Source organism: Streptomyces sp. UNOB3_S3 (assembly GCF_020740895.1).
GTDB lineage: Bacteria > Actinomycetota > Actinomycetes > Streptomycetales > Streptomycetaceae > Streptomyces.
In genome coordinates this window covers 1-2,868 of record NZ_JAILXP010000584.1, presented here as the reverse complement: position 1 = coordinate 2,868, position 2,868 = coordinate 1, and the positions used below count along the sequence as shown (strand labels likewise).

Sequence of the window (2,868 nt, the reverse complement as noted above, 5' to 3'; positions counted from 1 at the left end):
CCGCCGACGCGGCCAAGCCGCGCGGCACCGCCGCGAAGTCGGCGGCCAGCCGTCGTGCGTCGGCGGGCGGCAGCCCGGCGGCGGTGATGCGCACCCCGGGCGCGCCGCCGATCCGGAAGCGGGCCCCGGCGGCGACCCACCAGCCGTACGTCCGCAGTCCGTTGACCACGGCGGACTCGTCCCGCACGGGCACCCAGACGTTCATGCCGCTCGCCCCGTGGGCCGTGATGCCGTGCCGGCCGAGCTCGCCGGCCAGGGCCAGCCGCCGTTCCTCGTAGGCGTCGCGGGCCCGGCGCACCAGGTCCCGGGTGCCGGCGTCCGTCATCAGGCCGAGGACCGTCTCCTGGAGCAGGTGGCTCACCCAGCCGGAGGTGAGCAGCATCCGTCCGTCGTGCCGGGCGAGGGTCGTCGCGTCGCAGGCGGCGGCCGCCCAGCGCAGGTCCGTGCCCAGGTACTTGGTGACGGTCGCGACGTGCGCCCAGCGCGCGAGGCCGCCGCCGGTGAGGGTGTGGAGGGGGGCCGCCGCGATGCTCCCCGCGTGGTCGTTCTCGATCACGAGGACGTCGGGCGCCTCGCGCAGGACCGCCACCAGCGCGTCCCGGCGGGCGGGGGTGAAGCGGCCGCCCCAGGGGTTCTGCGCCCGGGGGCTGCACACCACGGCGCGCACGCCCGCGCGCAGCGCGGCGCGCAGTGCCTCGGGGCGCATGCCCTCGTCGTCGACCGCGACGGCGACGGTGCGCAGCCCGAGCGCCGTGAGGAGGTCGAGCAGGTGGTGGTAGCCGGGGTCCTCCATGGCCACGGCGTCGCCCGGGCGGAGCTCGACGGACAGCAGCCGTCCGATCATGTCCAGCGCGCCGTGCGCGAACGTCACGTGCTCCACCGGCACCCCGTCGGCCCCCAGCCAGGCGCGGACGGCCTCCTCCAGGCGCGGCAGCCGGGGGGACGAACGGTGGGAGCGGGCGCCGGGCGAGAGCCGGCCGGGCGGCAGGAGATCGGGGAGGAAGGCCGGGTCCGGGTGGCCGCCGGCCAGGTCGCGCACCCCTTCGGGCACCCTGGGCGGGCGCCGGGAGGCCACGGCGGGGGCGGGTGCGACGACCGTGCCGCCCCTCCCCCGGGTGACGACGATCCCGCGCCGCCGCAGCTCCTTGTAGGCGGTCGCGACCGTGCCGGGGCTGATCCCGAGGTCCTCTGCGAGCCTGCGCACCGGCGGCAGCGCGGCGCCGGGCTCCAACGCGCCCTCGGTCACGCCCCGTTCGACGGACGCGGAAAGGGCCTTGGCTGTCGTACCTGTGATCGCATATTGTGTTGCCACATCGTCAATTATGTATTGATACATATCTGGTTGGCAAGGGAATCGGGGGGAACGATGCGCGAGGCACGGATACCAAAGGCACGGATTCCAGGAGGGCGGGACGGGCGGCGCATGCTCGCGGTCGCCCTCGTCGACCGGGTCGGCAGCGGCCTGTGGGCCGCCACCTCGGTCCTGTACTTCACCTACGTCGCCCACCTCGGCGTGGCCGAGGTGGGCACCCTGGTCGCCGCCGCGGGGATCGTCGGCATCGCGGGCGCGCCGGCCGGCGGAATCCTGGCCGACCGGCTGCCGGTCGTCCACGTCCTGGCCGCCCTCCAACTGCTGCGCACCGTGGGCGCCGTGGGGCTGCTCCTCACCCACGACTACACGCTCCTGCTGGCCTGTTCGGCGGTCGGCGGGTTCGGCGACCGGGCGTCGAGCGTGCTCACCAAGCTCTACGCCTCCCGCATCGCCGGCCCCGAACGAGTGCGCTACCAGGCCGTTCACCGCACCGTCGCCAACGCCGGCTGGGCCGTCGGCGGCCTCGGCGCCGCCGCGGCCCTCTCCGCCGGCACGACGACCGTCTACACGGGCCTGCTCCTCGGCGACGCCCTCTCGTTCGTCGCCGCCGCCCTGATCACCCTGCGCTGCGCGGAGGCGTCGGCGCCCGCCCGCACCGTCACGAGCGACTCCGGGCCCGTCCCGGCGGCACTCCCCACGAACCCCTGGCGGGACCGCACCTACCTCGCGTACGTGGTCAGCGAGACCGTCCTCTTCCTCGACGACGCCGTCTTCCGGGTGGGCCTGCCCCTGTGGGCGATCCGCGCCACCGACGCCCCGCACGGCCTCGTCCCCCTGCTGCTGGTGCTCAACAGCGTGCTGGTCGTGGCCCTCCAGGTGCCCCTCGCCCGCTTCGGCGCCACGACCGCCAGGGCGCGCGCCCTGCTCCTCCCCCTCGGCGCCGTCCTCGCCGCCTCCGGCGTCGCCATGGCGGCCTCCGCCGCGCACGGCGCCGTACCCGCCACGGTCTTCCTGACCCTCGCCGCCACCGGCTTCACCCTCGCCGAGATGCTCCACGCCACCGTGTCCTGGGAGTTGTCCATCGCCCTGGCCCCCGACACCGCCCAGGGCGCCTACCTGGGCGTCCACGGCCTCGCCCAGGCGACCCAGCGCGCCGTCGGCCCCCTGGCCGTCACGGCGGCCATCGCCACGGGCCCCCTCGGCTGGACGGCCTTCGGCACCCTCATCGCCGCGACCTGCGCCGCCCAGCACCGCCTCGTCCGCACCCGCCTCGCCGCGCCCGCCCCACGGCCGGAGGCCGTCCCGGCGACCCGCATCTGACCGCCCCCGCCCGGTCAGCCGTCGCCGCGCGGCGTACTCCGTCCGACGGCATCCCTGCCCGAACCGCCCGGAGGACACCGGTCCTTCACGTACCGTGATGGGCTTCAGGACGCACCGGAAGGGCGCTGGAGGGGGAGGGGCGATGGGACTCGCTTATCTGCGGTCGGACGCCGACCGGGCGGCGGGGACGGGCACGGCACGGGTGCTGGCGCGGGAGGCGGCGGGATGTGTGCGGG

General features: G+C 76.3%; 2 protein-coding genes. One reads left to right on the top strand and one right to left on the bottom strand.

The window, feature by feature from the left end; all coding sequences use genetic code 11:
* Window positions 1–1,312 (bottom strand): aminotransferase class I/II-fold pyridoxal phosphate-dependent enzyme (locus K6I33_RS33935; RefSeq protein WP_229358652.1); only part of this gene is annotated, 1,312 nt, incomplete at its 3' end.
* A 111-nt stretch (window positions 1,313–1,423) separates the two neighbouring features.
* Between K6I33_RS33935 and K6I33_RS33930 the strand changes: the two genes are divergently transcribed.
* The gene (locus tag K6I33_RS33930) at window positions 1,424–2,632 is read left to right on the top strand and encodes an MFS transporter (protein WP_229358651.1); all 1,209 of its coding nucleotides are present in this window, start codon (window positions 1,424–1,426) and stop codon (window positions 2,630–2,632) included.
* Window positions 2,633–2,868: the final 236 nt, after the last annotated feature.

Coding starts and splice junctions, on each gene's coding strand:
- K6I33_RS33930 (WP_229358651.1), top strand. CDS start 1,424: ATGCTCGCGGTCGCCCTCGTCGACCGGGTCGGCAGCGGCCTGTGGGCC.